The organism is Adhaeribacter pallidiroseus (genome assembly GCF_003340495.1).
Classification (GTDB): Bacteria; Bacteroidota; Bacteroidia; order Cytophagales; family Hymenobacteraceae; genus Adhaeribacter; species Adhaeribacter pallidiroseus.
In genome coordinates this window covers 513,006-530,237 of sequence record NZ_QASA01000001.1, presented here as the reverse complement: position 1 = coordinate 530,237, position 17,232 = coordinate 513,006, and the positions used below count along the sequence as shown (strand labels likewise).

Annotated in this window: 7 protein-coding genes and 1 pseudogene; all 8 read right to left on the bottom strand. The window is 45.0% G+C overall.

Translation table 11 applies throughout. From position 1 onward, the window contains the following. Window positions 1–215: 215 nt before the first annotated feature. Window positions 216–4,244, bottom strand: a pseudogene (locus AHMF7616_RS01990) (response regulator transcription factor). 316 nt (window positions 4,245–4,560) lie between these two features. Further along, entirely contained in the window at window positions 4,561–5,523 is a 963-nt protein-coding gene (locus AHMF7616_RS01985) for a glycoside hydrolase family 43 protein (protein ID WP_115375418.1), read from the bottom strand. A 235-nt stretch (window positions 5,524–5,758) separates the two neighbouring features. Beyond that, window positions 5,759–7,096 carry a vanadium-dependent haloperoxidase gene (locus AHMF7616_RS01980; protein WP_115371359.1) on the bottom strand — a complete coding sequence of 446 codons (1,338 nt, stop codon included), beginning with the start codon at window positions 7,094–7,096 and terminating at the stop codon, window positions 5,759–5,761. 8 nt (window positions 7,097–7,104) lie between these two features. Then, complete coding sequence (locus tag AHMF7616_RS01975) at window positions 7,105–10,461, bottom strand: VCBS repeat-containing protein (RefSeq protein ID WP_317047573.1); 3,357 nt, start codon at window positions 10,459–10,461, stop codon at window positions 7,105–7,107. A 145-nt stretch (window positions 10,462–10,606) separates the two neighbouring features. Next, window positions 10,607–12,397 (bottom strand): glycoside hydrolase family 9 protein, encoded by a 1,791-nt coding sequence (locus AHMF7616_RS01970; RefSeq protein ID WP_115371358.1) that lies wholly within the window; start codon window positions 12,395–12,397, stop codon window positions 10,607–10,609. 150 nt (window positions 12,398–12,547) lie between these two features. Next, window positions 12,548–14,203, bottom strand: a complete 1,656-nt coding sequence (locus AHMF7616_RS01965) for a glycosyl hydrolase (RefSeq protein WP_115371357.1) — start codon at window positions 14,201–14,203, stop codon at window positions 12,548–12,550. 286 nt (window positions 14,204–14,489) lie between these two features. Then, a complete protein-coding gene (locus AHMF7616_RS01960; RefSeq protein ID WP_115371356.1) occupies window positions 14,490–16,049 on the bottom strand; it encodes an IPT/TIG domain-containing protein in 1,560 nt (519 codons plus the stop codon). Window positions 16,050–16,068: 19 nt separating this feature from the next. Then, entirely contained in the window at window positions 16,069–17,229 is a 1,161-nt protein-coding gene (locus AHMF7616_RS01955; RefSeq protein ID WP_115371355.1) for a glycan-binding surface protein, read from the bottom strand. Window positions 17,230–17,232 lie beyond the last annotated feature (3 nt).

Below are 17,232 nucleotides of genomic sequence, written 5' to 3'. Positions count from 1 at the left end.
CGTCAGCTACTGGTTGTCGGTTGGCTCGGGAATACTATTCAGGTAACTTAAAGAATAAATTTAAAAAAAGCTCCTGCAGGTAGTTAAATTTAAAAAATGGGCGCCATTTAATATACTTAAATTTATGGATTTAAGCTTTAATACGCGAAAGTTGTAGAGGAGCCTATCCGTTTTAATACTCACTTTAGCCAACTATTCCCCGACCAGATTCCGCCTTACACCTTTACCCGTTTATTATTTGCATACGCCGAAGGTAATTCTTTAAACTCTTGTTTAAAGTACTTGGTAAAATACTTGGGATTATTGAAACCTACTTCATACGCTACTTCGGCTACGGTCAGCTGGCTTTCGCTTAATAGCTGCGCAGCCCGCTTTAAACGTACCGTCCGGATAAATTCCAGGGGTGCTTTGCCGGTTAAGGCTACTAATCTTTTGTACAAATACACGCGGCTCATTCCCAACTCGCGGCTTAGTTCTTCCACCGAAAAGTCGGGGTTAGCGATGTTTTGTTCGGTAAACGCAATAGCTTTCTGAATCAGTTTTTCATCGAGCGGGGTAATCGCAATATCCTGCGGTTTTACTTCTATCTTATGCTGCAACGCCGACCGGAAAGCAGCCTGTTGGGCTATTAAATGCTTGATCCGGGAAAGCAGAATTTCAAAATTAAAAGGCTTGGTAATATAATCGCTGGCACCCGTTTCGTAACCCATTAAACGTTGTTCTTCGGTGGCATTGGCGGTTAACAAAATTACCGGAATATGAGTAGTACGGGGATCTTTTTTAATTTCCGACTTAAGGTTATGCCGTCCATTTCGGGCATTATTACATCACTTACAATTAAATCCGGTAACGTAGTAAGCGCTTGCTGCCAGCCTTGTTTGCCATTGGCTGCTTCTTCTATGTGGTAAACCATACTTAAATTATCTTTCAGGTAAAACCGAAAATCTTCGTTGTCTTCCACGAGTAAAATCAATGGTTTTTTCCGGCCGTTTTTAGAGGGTTGATTGCCTTTATCTACCAGGTTGTTGGGAGCTAACATCCGGACTTCGTTCATCGTTGGGCTACTTTCCGGTATAACCACTATTTCTTGTTGCACCACCGGCAGCATAATGGTAAAACAAGTGCCGGCCCCGGGCGAGCTTTCCATCGTAATCTGGCCCTGGTGTAGTTTCACGAATTCTTTGGTAATAGCCAGGCCAATGCCACTGCCCTGGTTTATCATGGTACCGGGTACATCGCTTTGAAAAAAGCGCCGGAATACTTTTTCCTGATCTTCTAATGGAATGCCAATGCCCGTATCTTTTACCTGAATCACCAGGTTCTTGCTTTTAGGATCGGTTGTAAAATCGGCAATGGTAACTTCTACCGCCACTTTGCCGCCTTCGGGTGTAAACTTAAAAGCATTGGAAAGCAGGTTAAAAAGAATTTTCTCCAATTTATCCTGGTCTACCTGCGTCAGCAGGTGCTCTACAGCGGCCTGAAAAGTAAGCTGGATATTTTTGGTTTCCGAAATATCGGAGAAGGAATACACTATTTCCCGGATAAAAGGAATAACATCCACCTCGGTAGGATGCAAGGCTATTTCCTGCACTTCCATCTTACGAAAGTCGAGCAACTGATTTACCAGATTAAGCAAACGCCGGGCGTTGCGGTAAACTAATTGCAATGGTTTGTTCTGGTAGCCGGTACTGTTGTTTTCTTTTAATAATCTTTCTAAGGGAGATAAAATCAACGTAAGCGGGGTGCGAAATTCGTGACTGATGTTGGTAAAAAACCGGATTTTGAGCATATCCAGCTCGTGTTGCCGGCGAGCTTCCAGGCGCTCTTGGGCTAGTTTGTATTTTAGCCGCTCCCGCCCTAACAAAATTTGCCGTGCCAGCCATAAAGCCAGTAAAATAATTAAAAAATAAAGTGCAAAGGCCCAATTGGTTTTCCAGAAGGGCGGCAAAATAGTGAGGCGCAGTGCCACGCCATTGGGGTTCCAAACCCCATCGTTATTGGCGGCTCTTACCCGGAAAGTATAACTACCCGGATCTAGATTCGTAAAAGTAACTTTGCGCACCTTATTGTCCACGGATAACCATTGCTCGTTGAAGCCCTCCAGTTTATAGGCATATTGATTTTTTTCGGGTTGCAGGAAATCGAGCGCGGCAAAAGCAATGGTAAACATGTTTTCGTGATAGCGCAGCGTTATTTCGGGCACGTGGTTAAGGGCATTGGCTAATAATACCCGGCCGCTCAGCGTATCTCCGGCCTGCACCACCTGATTAAATAGCTGAAATTCGGTAAGTACCACCACCGGCGCTTGTTTGTTTGCTTGCAGCTTACCCGGATGAAACAGATTAAAACCATTACTACCCCCAAATATTAAATCGCCAGAACGCATTTTAAGCATCGCGTTGGTATTAAAAGCTTTATCCTGCAATCCGTCTGATACATCAAAATTTTTAAATTGAAGGGTATACCCGGAAAAAGTAGGCGCTTGCCGGACAGTTACATTAGAAATACCGTTCTGGGTAGATAACCACAGGGTATGCTGGTTATCTTCTACAATTCCCTGAATGGAATTATCGGGGAGGCCATTTTCTTGCCGGAAACTGTAAAATTTATTTTTACCCGGATCAAAAATATTTAAACCTTCGTTTGTCCCGATCCACAGAAGCCCCCGACTATCTTCCAGAACAGTAATAACGTTGTTATTGCTTAATCCCTGCGGATCGTTATTGTTGTTAACGTACTGCGTAAACTTACCGGATTTACGATCCAGCTTATCAATGCCGTAAGCGGTGCCCACCCACAAGTTACCCGCTTTGTCTTCGGTGATGGACGAAATATAATTGGAATGAACCGAACCGGGTTCATAAGCCCGGTAGTGGCGAAATTGCTGCGTTTGCCGGTCCAGCACATCTAAGCCCCCGCCCAGCGTACCTACCCATAAATTTTGCTGCGAATCTTCGAAAATTTCCCAAACCCGATCATCCGCAATACTGCGGGGATCTTTTGGATTATGCCGGTAATGCGTAAAAGTTTTACCATCAAATTTATTCAGCCCCCCGTAATAAGTACCAATCCACAGGTTTTGTTGTTTATCCAGGTATAATCCGACAATGATATCATTACTCAGGCTGTTCTTGTTCTGCGGATCGTGGGTAAATTGCTGATAGCGGTTAGTAGCCCGGTTAAAGTAGAGCAAACCACCCCCGTTGGTACCAATGTAAATATTACCCTGCGCATCTTCTACAAACCGGTTCACATCGTTAAAAGGCAAACTACCCGGATTGGAAGCCTGGTGGCGGTATACCGGAAATTTAATGCTGTTGGGGTGATAATAACTTATTCCGGCCTTAAAAGTACCCACCCACATAATTCCGGCCCGATCGCGGTACAGCGCGTAAATGCTATTTTGGCTGATGCTTTGCTCCTCATCCAGGTTTTGCAGGAGATAGTCGACGGTTTTAGTGGCTTTATCAATCACGTTAATGCCGCCATGATCGGTGCCTACCCAAATTTTACCGTTTGGTTCCTGCACCACACTCCGCACCAAGTCGTTATTTAACTTTAAGGCCGGAGCATTGCGGTAATAATGGCTAAATACCTGTTCTTGCGCGTTCAGGTAAAATAAACCATTGGGTGTTTCTTCTCCGTAAATCCACAAGTCGCCGGAGTTATCGGCAAATAATTTAAATTTTTGCGGGGAGGCAGCTATTTGGGATTGTAAATAGTTGGATGTAAATAGAACCTGTCCGTTTTTGCTGTCGCGTTTTTCTAAAATGCCGTCGGTGTAAATGAGCCAGATATGGCCGGTTGCATCTGCAGCTATATCGGCTAGTTGGTTGGAATGAAGAGCAGGTCCGGTTTTTAGCCGGTCTGTATATACCTGGGTTTGCTGGGTAGCGGTATTGTAACAAAACAAACCTTTGGTTTGGTGCACGAACCAAAAATTACCAGCCTTATCCTTTACCACCTGCGTAATAGCCGAATCCGGTAGAGCGTATTTTTGTACTAACCGGGTTGAATGCGGGTAAAAAGATTCGGTTAACGGATTATAAATGCTTAAACCTGCTCGGGTAAAAACCCACAATTTTTGTTCGGGCCCTTCTTGAAAAGCCAGAATGTAGTTGCTGCGCAGCGAGGTATTATCCCGGATATCGTGTCGGAAAGTTTTAAAAGTGTTGCCATCGTAACGGTTCAAGCCCGTCATAGTGCCAAACCACATAAATCCCTGACTATCCTGTAGAATACAATTTATCTGGTTATTCGATAAACCTTTATCATTGCCTACCCGAACAAATTTGTAGCGGTTTGGCTGGGCAGACAACCCTGAAAAAGTAAAAGTTAGAAATATAAAGGCTAGAAAAATCCTAAAATTCATTCTGAGTGTACGCAGGCCATCGAGGTTGGGATTTCGTGGAATTACCTTTAAACAATTTCTTTCCCGCAACACTGTATTCCTGTAAGTATACATGAAACGTTAATCCTGGTGAGAAAGTGCGCGGGCTTGTTTTATCATTTATGGAAGATGCCTAGTAGCGCTATGTAACCGGTAAGAACGGACCGCAATCAGATTTTTTTTAATTTTTCGTATTCCTGGCGGGAAATTTTGAACACCGTACCATGGCGTACGCCAGCCGGAAAATGGATTTTTTCAGAAATATCGGTCCAGTTTTTTAAATCCGGCGAAGTAACGGCGCCCATTTTTCCTTCGGTGTATTTATCAAAGTAAACAATCCAGTTGTTGCCCATTTTTAGTGCGGTGGGACCTTCGGCCCAATATTTACCGGTAATGGGTGGTCCGGCCACACTATAAGGGCCGGTCAAGTTTTGGCTTTCAGCAATCCGGAGATTTTTTTGGGGCGGTTCCCGGGTTTCATCTTTCAAAAACAGCAGGTAGCGGTTTTTATCCGGTACTATGGTGGCATCGATTACGTTAAAGCCGGGCTCGTATAACAATTTAGTGGGGCTAAATTTTTTAAAATCCGGGGTGGTGGTGTAATACATCCGGTGGTTATAACCGTTTTCTTCTTTCGATTGCGTTTCCGGATACAAGCCCGTAATGGTAGTGGCCCAGTAAATAAGATAGCTCTTCTGCTTTGGATCGTAAGTTATTTCGGGGGCCCAGCTGTTGCGGGCGCCGGCTTCGTGCTCCATTACCGGAATATACTGCTGCGCCGACCAATGAATCAGATCCGGGGAATTAGCATAACCGATTCCTTTGGCATTCCAGCTTACCGTCCAGACCAGGTGGTACAAGTTATCCGGTCCTTTTACAATGCAGGGGTCGCGCAGGAGTTTATCTTGGCTAACCTGCGGTTTTAAAAATATACTGTCATTTTTTAACGTTTCCCAATGTAAGCCGTCGGTACTGGCGGCCAGGTGCAAGCCGTCACCGTTGCCTTTAAAATAAGCAAAAAGCAGCACCTCGTTTTTACCTGGTGCCTGCGCGTGGGTTACCACGGGAAAGGCTATAAACAAAGTAAAAATAAATAACCGGGCTAGGTTTTGAGGATTATAGAAGACGGCCATGGTGCAGGTTTCTGGTTTATCCCTGAAATATACTTTATTTTTCAGATTCGTCCCGCAATAAAGCACCAACCGTTTTGCGTAGCGAAGTTGCCGTTACCCGTTTTAAATGGAGCTAAAATCAGTAATTCAGCATTATAAGCCTTAAATTAGCCAGCCACAAGAGCGCAAACCCATTTTTTAATTTTTTACTCCGAAAGGCAATTCAGTTCAGGTAAATTTTGCCCCTGCATTAACTTTATTGTACTTCAGCCAGAGCCGGCCCATTTGTTTTGGATTTTACTTTATTTACCACCCACGCGCCTACCTGCAAACCTTGTTTCCGGCCATTATCAATGGCGTCGCGGAAATGGATGCCACCGTAAAAACGCGAAATACCCGCTTCTTCGGCCGCTTGCTGAAAGGATTTAAACTGGCGGGCCGGCAAACCAAAACGTACTTCCACAGTATCGGTGTACTTAAAATTATCGCCCAAATAATGCGTGAGCACCACAGCCGCCGCCGACGAAATAGTAGAGTGACCGCTTAAATACTCCGGGAAAGGCGGCGTTTGCAGCAGCGGTTTCCACCGTGGATCCAGGTATTTGCGAATTGCGGTTTCCGGCCGAATGCGGTTGCTGCGAAATTTCTCGTCCCAGCACGCAATAAAGCCATCCATCAACGAAATGGAAACCAGCGTATTTATTTGCATGGCTTCGGCAAAAGAAACTTTGGCTTGCTGACACGCAATACCCGTAATGCCCAACCAGTGCGCCCCCGGCGATATTTTTTTCATCCCTACCAGCATGTGCCCGTTATCCTGTAAGGCAAACGGATTACAATCCCAGAAAGCGGCAATTGCCTGATGTTCTTTTGGTAAGCGCACGCCTTCCTGGTAACTCTCCTGCATGAGTTGGTAAAACCCGGAAGATTTTTCTTTGGAGAAAGCCACGGGAGGTGCCGGTTTAAACTGTATGCAGGTATCTAGGGTAAAGGCGCGCACGGTATTAAAATACGGTTCTACCGGGGCAAAATAGCCGGGCGGGGTCGGGTACCAGGTGCCTTCCTGGTTGGTGGGGGTATAACGCGGATAATTACTGATGCGGTTGTACTTATCGGCTTTGGCGTAGGCCAGTATGTTTTTACTAATGGCTTGGGCGTAGGTTAAGGAAGCCGTAATTACTTCGTCCGAAATACCTTCGCGGCGGCAGGAATCTAAAAATTGCTGTTCATACTTTTCCAGTAAGGGACCCGAAGGCTGCATTTTTTTAGCTGTTTCCATCATAGCCAGCAAAGTACTTAATTGGTAAGCATAACCCGAAACAGCTGGCTTCTCAATTTGGGGATATTTATTTAAAATACCGTGCATGCTTTTACTCGTGGAATTATTTTGGGCTACCACTTCGTACCCCGCTAAACAGGCATAAGAAAAAAAACGGGAAGCCAGCGGCGGATTGGTGACATCGTGCACCATTATATCCGTCATTTGGGCCAATACCTGACTGATCTGCTGACTACTGAACTGAACTTCTGATTTTTTGGGCGTACAGCTAACAACTACCAGCAGCGTGACCAAAAAATTTAAAAATTGCTTCATGAGGGTTATTATTTCCATTTATATGCTTTCACCGGTTGCTGATTGATCCCAACCAGCAAGAGATTATTCACGGACAAAATGCTTCGTACGTCGCCTTTTAGTTGCAAACCTGCTTTTGGCTGGGGCACGTACGTAAATTTTCCCTGGCCATTGCCTTGCAGCAGCACACCGTAGTTAGCGTCGGCTTTCCCAAAGCGTAAGCGGGCCTGGTTCTGGTTGCCGGCCAGCAGCACATCTACCTTGCCGTCGTGGTTATAATCCAAAACACTTAGCGCCTGCACCGGCGCATATTGCGCTTCCAAGGGTAATGCTACCGGTTGCAATTTATGCTGACTCGCACTGAGAAACAAACTTGTGCTGAAACAGTTAGCCGACAACTTTTTCGCTCCCCGGAGTTCCTCCGGTGTAAAGATATCTTTTAATCCGGCATCGGCGTAGCTTTTGTAATCCGGAAACCGGGTACGCATCACGCTTATCTGGTCCAGCAATTCATCGCGACTAACGTACGGGTAACTTTTGCCTTGCATATACAAGCACAAAATAGGATCTACGGAACCATTATCGTCGAAATCTTTAAAAATTAACGTAGCGGGTTGTTTATCGCTGGCCTTACATTGGCTGTTCAGGCCTAAATTACCAATGAGCAGATCGGGCTGCTGGTCCTGGTTAAAATCACCGACCAGCAGTTTGTTCCACCAGCCCCGGCACGACTTAAAAAAGTACGCAGAAGTATTTTCGATTAGTTTGTTATTGGTATTGCTGAATACGGTTATGGGCATCCACTCGCCCACTAGTACCAATTCTGATTTTTTATCCTGATTTAAATCCACCCAAGCGGCATCGGTAACTAAACCCACACGCTCCAGTTGTGGCGCTATTTCTTTGGTAGCATCGCGGAATTGCCCCTGGCCGTTGTTAAGTAATATATAACTGCGGGGCGCTTCGGGGTAACGACCCGGAATAACCCGGCCGCCCACAAATAAATCCAGAGCGCCATCGTGGTTAATATCCTGGGCGCGCACACAGCTCGAACTGGTGCGCATGTCGGGTAAGGCATTTTGGCTTTTTTTAAAATTTCCCTGCCCGTCGCCTAAATAAAGCCGGTCCTGGAGCAAAGGATCATCGGGAGTAAAATTACCGTAGCCCCCACTGCACACGTACAAATCCAGTTTTTTATCCTGGTTTACATCCACGAACAAAGCATCTACATCATCGCTGTTTTTATCGGTTGTTATATCGGGGTTAGCTTTGGGCTTAAACGAACCATTTTTTTGTTGTAAATAAACTTGACTCGCCTGGCCGGCGCTGCCGCCCGCAAAAATATCTTCTAAGCCATCCTGGTTTACATCGGCTTTTATTAAACAAGGCCCATCGAAAGACAATGGATTAACCAGAAGCGGTTGCCGTTTAAAATCGTTTATTGCTGTAGCCTGGTGGGTAAAGGCCAGCGAAGATTTAATAGGTAAAAAAACGGGAATAATATTTTGCCGGATGGGCTGTACCGCTTCAACGGCTGCCGATTCTTTTAAAGTGATTACCTGATCGGTTTTTATATTCCGGAGGATTTGTTGCTTACTGCTTGGCCAGATTACCCGTACCGAATCCGCGAAGGTGCTAATTCCTAAACCCAGGTGCAGCACCGGCGACACGCTCGATTGATAACCGCGCGAAGGCATTTGCTCCAGGTATTGCTGTTTTCCTTGGGCATACACCCAGATTTTACTTCCTATACCAGCCGTGTTCTTACCGGCTCCTTGCAGTTTTACTTGTAGGTAATGGTTTTTTTTAAAATTATTACTCTGATTCTGATAAATAAAAGCCGGTTGATTTATATTGTTGATTACTAAATCTAAATCACCATCATTATCCAGATCGGCGTAAGCGGCGCCATTGCTGTTAGAAGGTTGGGTAATGCCCCAATCCTTACCGCGATTCCGGAACTGCGTTCCTCCGGTATTCTGAAATACATAATTTATTACGTTGGAAGAAGGCATGCTTTTAACCAAAGCCATCATTTCCGGCTCGCTGATGTTATTGCCTTTCAGTTGCAGGTAACCACCCCGGTACTTCAGAAAATCCATGTTGGTAAAATCGCGCAGAAATCCGTTGGTAATGTATACATCTTTCCAACCATCATTGTCGTAATCGGCAATTAACGGCGCCCAACTCCAGTCGGTGTTCGAAAGGCCACTCAGCTGCCCTACTTCGCTAAAGGTACCATCGCCGTTATTTACCTGCAGCATGTTGCGCATATACTGGTAGTGCAGGCCCGAACGCGTATTAATTTCAAATTTTTCGTAATTATCCGGGGCAAATAACAGTTTCTGCCGTTTATTGTCTTCCGGTAGCATGTCCAGGGTTAAAATGTCCGGGCGGGCATCGTTGTTAATATCCGCTACTTCGTTGCCCATGGAGTAAATAGGGATATGCCCGATGCCGGCTTTTAATTTATTGGTAAACGTACCGTTGCCATTATTGTAATACAGGTAATCGGGGGCGGAGTAATCGTTGGAAATGTAAATATCCGGCCAACCATCGCTGTTGATATCGGCAATACCCACTCCTAAACCATACGACAAACCCGACTTAGCTAAACCGGCGCGGTCGGATACATCTTTAAAATGGCCCTGGTTATTTTGGTAGAGCTTCACCCGCATGTTCGGCTCTGGTTTTTTTAAAATTTCGGCAATGCTTACTTCGTCCAGGTTGTTAAATATCCGCGGATTATGATTCAGCAGCAACAGGTCCAGGTCGTTATCGCGGTCGTAATCAAAGAAACTGGCATGGGTGCTGTAGGCCGAATCGGCTAAGCCGTACTGCCGGGCCTGGTCCAGAAATTGCGGGTGGCCTTGTTTAGTAACGCCCTGATTGATAAATAACTGATTTACCCGGGCTTCGGCAGGCAGGTGCCCCGAATAACAAACGTAAATATCCAACAAGTTATCGCCGTTTACATCCACCATGGTTACCCCGGTTTTCCAGGCGTTCAGGCGCCCGATCACGCCCGCGTACTCGGCCACTTCGGTAAACTGCATATTGCCTTGGTTCAAGTACAAACGGTTAGGCGTCATGTTGCCGGTAAAGTAGATATCTTCCCGGCCATCGTTGTTGACATCGCCCACGGCAACTCCCCCGCCGTTATAAAAATACTGGTACATGAGCACGTTGCCGTACATGCTTTCGGTGAGGGTATTAATAAAATTTACCTTGGTTTGTGCCGGCGATAATAAGGTAAACAAAGCATTCGGTGAGTTAGCTTCCGGCTGAGTTACCGGGAGTTTTTTCTCCGCTTTTTTACACCCACCCCATAAACTAAATCCGATAATCAGCAATAAAAACGCACAACGGCTTCGCAAAGCATTCAATAATTTAAATTTTAAAAAAGCACTAAGCTCTTACCTTTTAAAATACTTTTTCCCAGGAATTAATTCCCGGTTGGCTTTATATAAAAAGCCCTTGATCTACTTGTAAACCAAGGGCTTTTTTTAAAAATAGGCAACCTGCATCTGGCTACTTAACGGAAGCCGTGGCACCTACCTGATTTTGCAAAGCTTCTATAGCCGAGGCCAGATACACAAACGGCGAATTCCAGTTAATAGCTATTTCATTGGAAGCATACGAACAATCCTGGTCCAGGTATACTTCGTCGGGGGAAGTGGCGGTGTAACCGGGGCATTTATCTTGTTCTTTGGCGCGGGCGTTGGTACCACCGGAAAGCAATCCTGGCACCGGTTCAACAATGCCGTCGGCTACGGAGGGCCGATGGTGCGGGTGCATGGTTGATTTTTTACCAAAGCCGGTTAAAAACGAATAACCTACCGCATTGCGGCCGAGCAAATAATCCAGGTTACTCAGCGCGCCTTGCAGGTATTTTTTATCGTTGGTTAACTTATACGCCTGAACTAAGGCAATGCCCTGGTTAGCTGCTACGGCACTACTGCCCCAGATATAATCTCTTTCGGATTTTCCCATGACGGTACGGTAAGATCTTTCGGCCACTCCCGCTAACAACTCATCGGCGAACTGCCCGATTTGTTTTTTAATGGCGGGTAAATCTTTTTGCGCAGCAGGGGTCAGGTTTTTACTAAAGCGGGCCAAAGTGTAATAACCCAAGGTTTTTACCTGCGCCCACGAAGGCAAAGCTAGTTTTTCGGAAGTATTGATATTAGCGGCGGTATAGTAGGTATCTTTTTTGGTGGTAACGTACAGCTCGGCGCCGGCCCAGGTTAACTCATCGCTCACGTTCCGGTCGCCGTAGGTTCCGGTGGTAATTTTAGGTTCAAATTGCTTATTAATCGCTTCTTGTTCGTATAATACATTCGGATTTTTTTGCGCCCATTCCCACGCTTTTACGGCCGCTGTCAGGCAGGAATCGGATAACCCCGGCAATTCGCGGTTGTAGTTTTTATAAACGCGACTGGCCTGGGCCATAACCGCGGCAAAATCTAAAGTAGCCGCCGTACTCTTCTGAACCACATAGCGTGTTTTGACGGCTTTGTCCGGCATGATCATGCTATCAAAAGCCGGGTTGGTTAATTTGTGATAAACGCCGCCATCGTTCGGGTCTTGCATGGTCAGCATCCAGCGCAAATTCCACAATACCTCGTCCAGAATGTCGGGCACCGGATTGGTACTTTCGGGTATGTTAAGCTTCTGATTTTTAAAAAAGTCCGGAAAATCTTCGTAGGCGGCTAACAAAGTGCCCATGGTAATGCCGCTATTCACAATGTATTTATTGTAATCGCCGGCATCGTACCACCCCCGCGGCGACGAGATAACGGTATTAGCAGGCCGTTGGGCCGAAGCCGCGGAAGGATGCACCAGCACTTCGGTATCTGCTTTGGCGTGACCAGCCGGCCGGTGCCATTTACCCGCGTATTTTTCGGGCAAATTAATCGATACTCTTTGGTAGTAAAATCCTTTGAGCGAAGCGGCCGCCGCGGCTTTATGGACGTCTTTCTGAATCTGGAAAGCGTAAGAGGTGCCCATTCCCGGAATTTCAACCACGAAACGGCCATTATTTTTAAAATTACTGAAGTCCGCCACCCGGGTAGGTTTCTGCGAAAATTCATTGGGTTTGCCGGGGCTTAATTTACCCGTAAAAACAGTCTTTTTGCCATCGGCTGTTTTCACATGGAAAGTATTTTCTTTAGGCTCCCCTAATACTATGGCCAGTTTTTCGGCTTGCGGATAAAAACCTACCTGATTTAACCGGATATTCTCAGCGGAGGTTTGGGCTTGCGAGAAAAAAGGCAAACTACTTAGAGAAACAATGATGAATGATTTACGAAAGAAATGCATATAATCTTATAGTTGAGGTAGATTAGAATGAATGTAGTACCAAGTTGAAAGCTTAAAAGGCATTATTATTAATCTGCGTACCCCCAATCACCGAGCTAACTACCTTCAATTCGCGGAGAAGCAGGAAAAGAATTGATAATGCCGAAACTATTATTTTTTCCAGACTTTTATTGATTCGTTATGATTAATTACTACCAGGTACATACCCGAATTAATTCCTGCGAAAGAAACCCAGGCTTGTTTGCCGTTTAATTTTTCTTCTCTGACACAAGCCCCGAGCAAATTATAAATGGCTAAGGTTTCCATTGGTTTTTCTGATTGAATAAAAAGTTTGTCTTGGATTAAGGTTGGATAAGCTTTAAAAGAAAGCGGTTTTGGCAGTTTTTTAAAAATTCCGGTTACTATTTGTTCCTGGCGTACGTAATTTTTTAAATCCGGCATCTCGTCCAGGGTAATTACGTACGCGTGCGCAAACATTTTTTTCCATAAATCCAGCGAATTGTAGCGATTATTGCGGGTATAACTTCCGTACCAGGGCATGTACCACGACCAGGCTGCCCCATCTTTAACTAAGTTATCTACATCCGGGAAAGAACCTGCTTCACTCAGGGTTATCATTTTTTTACCACCGTAGCGGCTATTCAGGTCGCTAAATTCTAATGTCTGGGAACCATGATCGCCGTCTTTATAAATATCCCGCCCTACTATGTCTACGTACTCATCGCCCGGGTACCAATCATCGTCGTTCGGTTCGCGGGTCCATACCCAGATTAAGTTGCGCAATCCATGATAATTTACCATACGGTCGTACATTAAGCGCCACAAGGTTTTTAAAGGTGCTCCCCCTTTGGCTCCCCACCAGAACCAGCCGCCGGCGGCTTCGTGCAAGGGTCGCCAGATGACCGGTACGTTTTGATCCTGCAATTCTTTTAACAAACCAGCGGTGTAATCAATATCGGCCAGCATAGCTTTGTACTCAACAGAGTTTACATCCGATACTTTACTAATGTCGAAATCGGTTCCTTCCGGTTTTGATTGATTTTTAACGTAGAACTCTTCGGTTTTGCGGGAAGGATCCCGCCAGTGCCACATTAAAGCCGGTATACCATTACGGGTGTACCAGGTTTTAGCATCTATAACGGGTTGTTTATCATTGTACCAGGTGTAGCCCCGGCCGCTGTGCATTAAATCAATACCCAGCAATGCGGGTTCTTTACCGGTATTTTGCTTTAACCAGGTTGCTTCGTCCAGGCTATTCAGCGTCATCACGCCCGAAATAATTTTATCGCCGTAATTATCCAGCAAAAAGTCATACAAAGATTTGGCGGTCGGGGTTGGATTGGCCGTTACCAATGTTTGATTTAAATTAAACCGGTTGTTAGCACTTACTTCTTCTAACTGCAAGTAATCAATATTAATCCAGCCCCAGGATTTCAGAATTTTAATTTGGTGCTGCCCGGCAGTCAGTTTTTGCGCACCAACTAACTTTAGCGTGGAGTAAGTAGTTTGCGATAAGGCAAAATTCAACGTATTATCGTCTAAACTAAAGGTATTTATTTTACTACCGCCAGTAGAAGCCGCGTGAATAGCAATATTAAAAAATCCTTCTTTCGGCAGCGTGATCGTAAATAGCAGGTTTCCTTCGGTTTGCGCGACATAGAAACCACCCGAACAAGTAGCACAGGCCTGCTTGGTAGCTCCATCGGCTAAAGTGGCATTTTCTGCTTCGTACTTTTGGGCGTAAACCGGAGCGGAGAACAAAACCAACACGAATACACAAAGCAGGTATGGGTAAAATTTTTCCATAGTAACGCTGAACTTGGCTTGGTAATGCAGATAATTTTTAAAAATAAGGTATTCTTAACCGGTATAACAATCAGATTCAGGCTATCCACATGCTTGTTAAGGATTCCTTTAATTGTGGCAGTGAAAACTGTTAGTTTAAGAAAGAATCTGATCGAATCAGATTCACTTGGCTTTAATTACTAGCAGTTGTAGAAAGAAAAACTGCGTAATAAGTTTAGTGGATCTTTTATAAACTAAAAAGGAAGAGCGTTCTCTCTCTTCCTTTTTAGTTTAAATGAAATAGTTATTACCGTAATCCCAAATCATCTATGTAAACAGTATTCGGGTTTTCTCCGTAATTTTTGATGAAAACTTCGGTTACGCCTCCTGAAATATTACCCAATGCGGTAATGGGGATTTCGACTAGTTTATATTCCCCTAACTTTACATCAAAGGGAACATCGCTGGAAGTAGTACCCGCGGCATTCTTCACCTGAATGGCTAAGCGGCAATCTTTGGTACCTCCCCGAACATAAAGTACCAAATGCGTAAATCCACTAAACGCATCAGCTTTATTCGGATGAAGTTGTAAGGCTCCATAAGCATCGTTAAAGCTTACTTTAATCGCTTTAGAACCCCGGCTTACCTGTTCCGCATTTTCCAAATCTTGCGTACCGGTACCCCAGCCACCCCATTTTTGCCATTCGCTGCTCAAAGCTTCATCAAAAATAAACTTGGCAATGTTCGGGCCGGTATCGCCTTTTATTTGTACTTCTTTGTCTGTTAGTACATCAAAGTTACGGGTCGTGGTTAATTTTAAAGCGCCTTTTTTAGCATTTGCCGGAACAGTTACCACCATTTTAGTAGCTGATTGACTTACAAAAGAAGATGTGGCAATGCCTCCGCCAAAGGTAATTGTTTTAACCAGATCCAGGTTAGTACCGTTAATCGTTAAAGCTGCTCCGGGGTCCACGGGGGTAGGCGACACGCTGGTAATTGCGGGCAACACCAAGTTAAGTTCCTGAGTGGTAGTAACTTGTTCCATGGACGGCACCACTAACGTAAGAACGCCCTTGGTGGCATTATCCGGCACTGTAACCACCAGGTCTGTGGCGGTTTGGCTCACAAAACTGGTAACTTTTGCTTCTCCTACCGCTGTAAATATTACTTCTTTTACTAGGTCCAAATCAGTACCTGTAATAGTTAAATTCTCGCCGTGCTTTAAAGGATTGGGAGCAAGTGCGGTTACTTTGGGTAATGTAACGATCAGTTCCTGTTCTGTTTTAATTACTAATGGTTCCGTACCGCCGGTAATAAACGTAAGAATACCATTTTTGGCGTCCAGGGGCACTGTAAGGGTAAGTTCAGTAAGGGTTTGATTGACAAAAGTAGTAATGGTGTCTTTACTATCTCCAAAAATTACGCCTTCTACCCAGTTAAGTTTACTACCGGTAACCGTAATATTGGCCCCGGGTCTTGCTTCGGGAGTAACGGCGGTAATGGTAACGGGCACTTCAAAACTTAAAACCGTTTTAGAAACTACATCGCCGGCTGGGGTTTTCAACGTCACTTTTCCGGCCGTGGCCGCCTCGGGTACAACTAAAGTAATTAACTCGGACGATTGATTCACAAATTGTGCTTTTGCCACGGTTACTCCGGGTAAATCAATAGCTTCTACTTTATCCAGGTTTAAACCAATAAACTGAATCTGCTCGCCGTGTTTGGCACCGGTAGGTCCAAAACTTAATAAAGCTACTTGTCCGTTATTAGGGCTGCTTTCATCTTCATCGTCGCAGGCCGTGAGCAATCCGAGAGACAGCACCCAGCATACCAGGAACAATAACTTGGTATTTAAAAAATATTTCATATCTAACTACGCTAAAAACTTAAGGATTTACATTAGGCACCACCCGTACATTGTCCAGGGCAAAGTTGCCGGTAAAGGCATTAGGACCACTAAAGAATAAGGATACTCCGTAGCCAGTTGGCGTATAGGCAAAACTGCCGTTTGCTTTCCAGAAATCTTCCCACGGAATAGTTACGGTTTCCCATTGTCCTTTGGTGTCAATGTTTGGCGTCCAAGTATAACGAAGTGTATTTCTATCCGTTCCCATATCGCCCGGCCCCATATACATCAGGAACGATGCTCCTGAGAAAAGCTCCAGCGTATTTATTTCAAATTTCAGGCTGTAATTCTTGGGGTTAGTAAAAGCTTCTGCCGGAATGTTACGGGTTTCCAGGGCTACATCACTAGTAGTTGGCCCTACGTATAATTCATACCAGCTCCATTCGCCTAATTTCTGGTTCATCCGGAGAAATTTATTATCAACCGGGGTTATATCTGGATCTGATTCTTTAATATTTCCAGCGCCTGTCCATAAGCCATTGGTTGTATTATCAAAACCCAGGATAATGTTACGGTTATCGCGGAACCAGAATTCGGATTCGGTGGTACCAAAATTGGTGGCCACGGTAATAGGGCCCGGTTGGGCTCCTTCCGGAACTTTCACCTGAATCATGTCATCTTCCAAGTTTTCAATAACGCCTTCTACCCCACCCGTAAAGGTTACTTTAACGGGAGCGTAAAAATAGTTACCCCGGATAGTGGCCACACTACCTGTTGGTACGTATTCACTGAGCAAGTAAGAAACCACTGGTTCGCTCACGTCAACCATAAAAGGATGCTCCAGTACTTCGCCATTTGCAAATACAATCCGCATTTTATTGTTAATTTCCGTTGGCAACAACGCAGGCACCCGGGTAATAATACTGGTGTTGGTAATAAACGTAGGTACTAAAACCGCTTGCTGGTCATTAATCCATACTTCGCGCGCCTGTCCTAAATTTTGGCCCATAATGGCAATCATCTGGCTCTGACCAGCTTTAACTATCAGCGAGTCGGAAGCTTCGGGGCGGGTTACCCGTACATAACTCACCATGGGTTTGCCATTGTTTACAAGCTCATCATCTTCTGAACAGCTTGTTAGTCCTCCTCCGGTTACCAAAGCAACGAAAAGGAATAACCATAACTTTATTTGAGATTTCATAAA

What these genes read in the sequence shown, in the direction of transcription:
- AHMF7616_RS01985 (WP_115375418.1), bottom strand. Translation starts at nt 5,523, where the DNA reads ATGGCCGTCTTCTATAATCCTCAAAACCTAGCCCGGTTATTTATTTTT.
- AHMF7616_RS01980 (WP_115371359.1), bottom strand. Translation starts at nt 7,096, where the DNA reads ATGAAGCAATTTTTAAATTTTTTGGTCACGCTGCTGGTAGTTGTTAGC.
- AHMF7616_RS01970 (WP_115371358.1), bottom strand. Translation starts at nt 12,397, where the DNA reads ATGCATTTCTTTCGTAAATCATTCATCATTGTTTCTCTAAGTAGTTTG.
- AHMF7616_RS01965 (WP_115371357.1), bottom strand. Translation starts at nt 14,203, where the DNA reads ATGGAAAAATTTTACCCATACCTGCTTTGTGTATTCGTGTTGGTTTTG.
- AHMF7616_RS01960 (WP_115371356.1), bottom strand. Translation starts at nt 16,049, where the DNA reads ATGAAATATTTTTTAAATACCAAGTTATTGTTCCTGGTATGCTGGGTG.
- AHMF7616_RS01955 (WP_115371355.1), bottom strand. Translation starts at nt 17,229, where the DNA reads ATGAAATCTCAAATAAAGTTATGGTTATTCCTTTTCGTTGCTTTGGTA.